We start from the raw sequence: 4,887 nt of genomic DNA on the forward strand, positions 1-4,887 counted from the left end.
CGAAGTGAAGAAAAAGTCTTCCCAAAAGCTCTCGGTTTTTATCGAAAAGCAACTATACAATTGGATGGCTGCCTTGCCCAATTATATCAAGGCTTATTTCCCTATTCCCAGCTGCGAAAGTTGAGATGGTAACGTATGCGGTCTTTATCTACGGAAACGCGCATTTTTTTGAATTTCTCGGACTTGTTTACTGGAAAGAAGCGCCAGACCTGCTTCTTGCGAATATCGTCATCGTGCTACAGCTTCTTCTGACGTATCCCCTTGTTTTCCGGTTTCTTAAAAACAGAGCCATTCCGCTTTTGACGCTGGATAGTCCGGTCTGGAAATATATTTGGACCCTCCCCAGCATATTCGTAGCTGGGGCCTTTCTCTTCGGCTCTGAGCTAAAAGCGGACGTCATCTGGAACTGGCGCTACCTCGCCTATCGCGTGATCGCAGGCGTTGTCGTCATGATTAGTTACTATCTTCTAGTGAAAATCATGGAGCAAACCCGTCAAAACGCCGTTTTGCAGGAAAAAATCCGCACTTCCCAAGAAGTACTGGAAATGCAGCGCCAACATTATCAGCTGCTTACCAACCGCATCCAGGAAGCCAGAGCCATCCGCCACGATTTTCACCATCACTTGCTGGCCATGCAAGCCTATCTAGGAGGCAGGCAATACGAACAGCTCACAGACTACCTTTCTCAATACACACGGGAGTTCTCCTCGCCGTCTCAAGCGCCCCTTTGCCGGCACTATCTGGCCGACGCCGTTTTGCAGCACTACCAAAGTCAGGCGAACGAGCAAGGCTGTGAATTCCGCACCTTCATCGATATCCCGCCCCAAGTCGGCATAAGTGATTTGGACTTATGCATCGTCCTCGGAAATTTGCTGGAAAACGCCTTAGAGGGCAGCCGACGGGTGGCGCAAGACGAGCAGGTCCTGCACCTGCACCTAAAGCAGCATGGCGAAATGCTGCTGTTGACGCTGGACAACCGTTTTGACGGCAGCCTTCATTATCGCGAAGGCACCTTGCTTTCCCATAAACGCGGCGGCGCCGTCGAAGGAATCGGCCTGCAAAGCGTCCGCGCCATCGCCGAAAAGTACCAAGGCGTCCTCCGCATCGAACCGAACGCCAATGTGTTCAAAGTCTCCGTCATGCTTACCTTGCCACCGCAGGAACGAAATACTAAAAATACGGAGATTGAACAAGAGAACCGGAGAACCGGAGGGCTCGATTGAGGATTATTGGTTCAGAGGGACTTTACCTTTGCCGCCCTTGTCAAAGGGAGGTGCCGCAGCAGCGGCGGAGGGATTCGCCTCCTGTTCAGTCCTGTTTTCCTCTGTTAACTCTGGCCTTTCCTCTGTTCCTCTGTGTAAAACGTACCTCGTACCCTCCCGTGACTCCGATTCTCTTGTTCACCTTGCTTTAATTCTACAAAAAAGTACCCGGCACAGATCATTCTGCCGGGTACTTTTATCGTTTACTGCCAAAATGGCGTCACCGCAATGAGTGTAGTAAAAAATTTTATTTATTGCAGCGTCGTTACTCCAAAAATTGTAAAATCGGATAGACATAGTACTCTCCGCTCAAGGCTCGAACCGTCGCCAGCATAGCGCAGCCTAGCCACAAAAGTCCGCCGCCAATGACGACGATCCACGCTGCGGTTTCTGTCGCCATTAGCAAAGAAAGAGCCAAAACAAGCGCGATCATTGCTGGCGCTAGGAACAGTTGAAAAAGAACGGCCTGCTTCGCATGATGCGCAACAAATATGTCTTTGCGCTTATAAAGCCAGATTGCCAGCGGCAGCAGAAAAAAACCCAGGCCCCCGAAAAAGCAGCCGCAATGGGCCGCAGCCGCCAACATTTTTTGTCCCCCTGATAGGTTTGCCATACTGCCTAGTCGTCCTGCTATTTTCCCGCGTCCAATGCCGCGTTATAATCGCTGGCCCATTTGTAGCTGAAGTAAACACTGGCGATCGTGGCAATAATCGCCATTTCCGGGGAAATGAAATTGGAAATCAACGCCCCTCCAATGGCAATACCAATAAAGAGCAGCAACCCCTTTTTCAAGCCGGCCGCATAAAACCCTCCAAATCCAAAAATGCCCAAAACAACAGCGATTGCAATATTTTTCTTCGACATACTTTTTCCTCCTTTTTATTCTTTACTTTTCTAACACAGCGTCCCTGCTACAGTTCACCTCCCTTGCTGGAATCTAGACCGCCCGGAAGCGCTTCAATTGTTCGTTTCAACGCTCGTAACAATTTTACCGTTTTTAATGGTATACGTGACAACCCGGGAAAGAGCGCTCTTGTTTTGCGGGTCCACAAACTCAAAGCAATACCCGTAGACGCCGTCTCCCATCGCCTCGTCCGCGATCTGCGGCTGCGCCCCAAGGGTGAATGTATCCACCTCAAACTGTTGGAACTCTTCCTCACCGCCGCTCAGCTTCATGGCGTAGTGCAGCGTAGTCACTGTATCCCCTGCTTTAAGAGGCGTAAGCTCCTTGTCCGCCATCCCGTTCGCCTCAATCCCCCGCCGCACGCCCAAGATATGATAAGCTTGGTCGTCGAACGTATACACCACCTGCAAATTTCCTTCTTTCCCGTTGAGCTTGATCGGAACGGAATACAGATTGTACCCGTCCCCTTCATAGGTGATTTCAATATAGACAGGATGACCGTCAAGCATGGGCCAGTTCCCCTGGAAATTGTCTTTGAAGACGCCTGTTTCCCAATCCGCATTGATGTCGGCGTCACTGCCTAAATAAAGAAGCACATCATCTTCCTTGCTCTGAAAAACAAGCTGGCAATGCACGGACGCCAGATTCTCCATCTGCGCCGCAGACAGTTTCACAAAAGCGTTGCCGTCTTTGTCGATATCTACCGGTGTATCCTCCAGTTGACTTACATCAAAGATTTTTTTCCGTTCCTCCGGCTGCGTGATAGGTGTCGCCTCGCCAACAGCGGCCCCCTGCAAATACGGCGCAGCCTGGGGCGGCATCTTCCCGAAAATCAGACCATAGTAGAGGCACTTCACAGGCAAGAGCGGCGCCGCCTGCTCGGCGTAGGCCATAAAATGATCCGCGTCGCCATTGTAGGAATAATAACCCGAAAGACCGCTGCTTTCCCGGCGATACGGCCCGCTTACTTTATACACTACGCTTTCTTGCACCGCTTGCTGCAAAGCATCTGCAACACTTGGCAACAGGCGGTGTGCATGCTGCGAAAGACTCCCTAAATCCACCATATTCGCATAGCCTTGCTCACGGGTATTGCCGCCATAGTTTACCGCGCTTCCCGCCGCCCGCGAAAAAGCGGCAAAGAAAGTCTGCGGGTTCTTCTCCGCCTGTCGCAGCGCCGCCGTGCCAAACGCCTCGTACGCTTCGCGCAGCTTTGGCAGCCCGCGCATATCGACCACCGACAAGGTAGCCGCATCGGCAGTACCGTACGCTTCACAGCCAGCAAGATACGTATCGCAGATCTCCTTGCCCAAGGCCGCGCCGTTCATAGACGGATCCCGCGCCAGCGCACCGACCCAGCCCGTATAATCCCAGCCGTTGCCTGGTTCAATCTCCTCGGAGGCCACCATATAACGTGTAAGGCCGTGAAGATCGTGCACCACATCCGCTGTCGCCATGAGGCAAGCGTCAAAGCCAATCAGCTCAAACGGCGGATTCTCATGATCCGGCGCAGCAGCCGCCTCAAAGGCCGCCCGCAAATCATTAAGACTCAAAGACCGCTTCGTCCGCTCGTCATAGCAAACGCCAGCCGCACTGCCGCCGCCATGATCCCAGAGAATGCAGACGCGGTGATCCGCCGGGTAGTTTTTCGCGCCATAACGCAGAAAATCAGCCAGCGTATCCGGCGACCCCATATCGGCGTCCGGCAGCTCCTGCAGCGTGTGAATCCCGTCCTTATCATAAAGATACCGGCCCACCGCCCCGGCAGGAATAGCCGGCGTGTGCCACTCTACAGCGCCTCCTGTCTGAATAAGCACCCGCACATTGGCAGGCAGCTGCACCTGCAGCAGTTCCTGTATATCCGCGGAAGCCGCGCCGCTTTTGCTCTCTAGATCGGTGCCGCAAACATACCAGTAGATCGTCCACGTATCGGTAGACTGATACGCAGCCGCCGCCCGACTGCCCACAACGGTAAACATAAGAAAAAAGCTCAGCACCAATGCTAGCGCCATTTTGAAAACTGATGGTTTTTTCATGGAATACGTCACACGCCTTCCCCTTCTTTCAGAACTTCCACCGAGCTACTTCCCTGGGGAGTCACCTTCAACACCCCCGCCTCAATCAGCTTTTTCACCAAATCTTCCTGCACCGCCAGGGACTGCACAAACCCGTCGAGCGGCATAATCAGGCGCTGATTGACCTCCACCACCGGCTGCCCGTTATCACTTTGCAAATGCGGCTGCACCGTCATCAAATCCAGGCGCACCAAATTTCCCGTCACATGCACCGCGCTAATCGCGTCAGCAAAAATCTCTCGATTCATTTACCATTCCTCCTTTCCTATTCCCCGTCACCCCAGAGAAACTGCCGCCCTTGTTAAAGGGAGGTGCCGCCTCAGCGGCGGAGGGATTCGGCTCCTTCTTTTCAATACGTTCCTTTAACAACAATTCAATGGCTTCGCAAACTCCAGAAAAGTTTTGTTTAATTTCCAAATTAGTAAAGCGCAACACTACAAGACCGTATTGGCGCAAAACCAAACTGCGCACCTTATCCGAAATAAGATTTTCTTCTTCATAATGTTGACCGCCATCTATTTGAGCCTTTTGCATAACTAGTATTTTAAAACAAAAGACGCTCCGCCAGGTTCTCAATAGTGCAATTCAGCTTTCCGCTATAAAGCCTGGTGGAACTGCAGCTAAAAAAGGGCAGACTACTCCCGTT

Annotated in this window: 6 protein-coding genes; 1 reads left to right on the forward strand and 5 read right to left on the reverse strand. The window is 52.1% G+C overall.

Translation table 11 applies throughout. From position 1 onward, the window contains the following. Nucleotides 1-125: 125 nt before the first annotated feature. On the forward strand, nt 126-1,223 hold the full coding sequence (locus tag PHF27_RS13285) for a GHKL domain-containing protein (RefSeq protein WP_300071051.1): 1,098 nt from the start codon (nt 126-128) through the stop codon (nt 1,221-1,223). Nucleotides 1,224-1,527: 304 nt separating this feature from the next. Here the strand turns inward: PHF27_RS13285 and PHF27_RS13290 are convergent, their stop codons facing one another. From PHF27_RS13290 to PHF27_RS13310, 5 genes are all read right to left on the reverse strand, one after another. Beyond that, a complete protein-coding gene (locus tag PHF27_RS13290) occupies nt 1,528-1,875 on the reverse strand; it encodes a DUF4870 domain-containing protein (RefSeq protein ID WP_300071054.1) in 348 nt (115 codons plus the stop codon). Between the two features lie 17 nt (nt 1,876-1,892). Beyond that, nucleotides 1,893-2,126, reverse strand: coding sequence for a hypothetical protein (locus PHF27_RS13295; protein ID WP_300071057.1), 234 nt, complete (start codon nt 2,124-2,126; stop codon nt 1,893-1,895). Nucleotides 2,127-2,219: 93 nt separating this feature from the next. Next, nucleotides 2,220-4,214, reverse strand: a complete 1,995-nt coding sequence (locus PHF27_RS13300; RefSeq protein ID WP_300071060.1) for a clostripain-related cysteine peptidase — start codon at nt 4,212-4,214, stop codon at nt 2,220-2,222. Continuing rightward, complete coding sequence (locus PHF27_RS13305) at nt 4,211-4,489, reverse strand: hypothetical protein (RefSeq protein ID WP_300071063.1); 279 nt, start codon at nt 4,487-4,489, stop codon at nt 4,211-4,213. The genes PHF27_RS13300 and PHF27_RS13305 overlap by 4 nt, the downstream gene beginning before the upstream one ends. Next, nucleotides 4,467-4,817, reverse strand: a complete 351-nt coding sequence (locus tag PHF27_RS13310; RefSeq protein ID WP_300071066.1) for a DUF559 domain-containing protein — start codon at nt 4,815-4,817, stop codon at nt 4,467-4,469. The genes PHF27_RS13305 and PHF27_RS13310 overlap by 23 nt, the downstream gene beginning before the upstream one ends. Nucleotides 4,818-4,887: the final 70 nt, after the last annotated feature.

It is taken from the genome of Anaeromusa sp., assembly GCF_028691475.1.
Taxonomy (GTDB): Bacteria; Bacillota; Negativicutes; order Anaeromusales; family Anaeromusaceae; genus Anaeromusa.

Bases quoted from the DNA above. Each gene is read 5' to 3' on its own strand.
- PHF27_RS13285 (WP_300071051.1), top strand. From the start codon at position 126: ATGGTAACGTATGCGGTCTTTATCTACGGAAACGCGCATTTTTTTGAA.
- PHF27_RS13290 (WP_300071054.1), bottom strand. From the start codon at position 1,875: ATGGCAAACCTATCAGGGGGACAAAAAATGTTGGCGGCTGCGGCCCAT.
- PHF27_RS13295 (WP_300071057.1), bottom strand. From the start codon at position 2,126: ATGTCGAAGAAAAATATTGCAATCGCTGTTGTTTTGGGCATTTTTGGA.
- PHF27_RS13305 (WP_300071063.1), bottom strand. From the start codon at position 4,489: ATGAATCGAGAGATTTTTGCTGACGCGATTAGCGCGGTGCATGTGACG.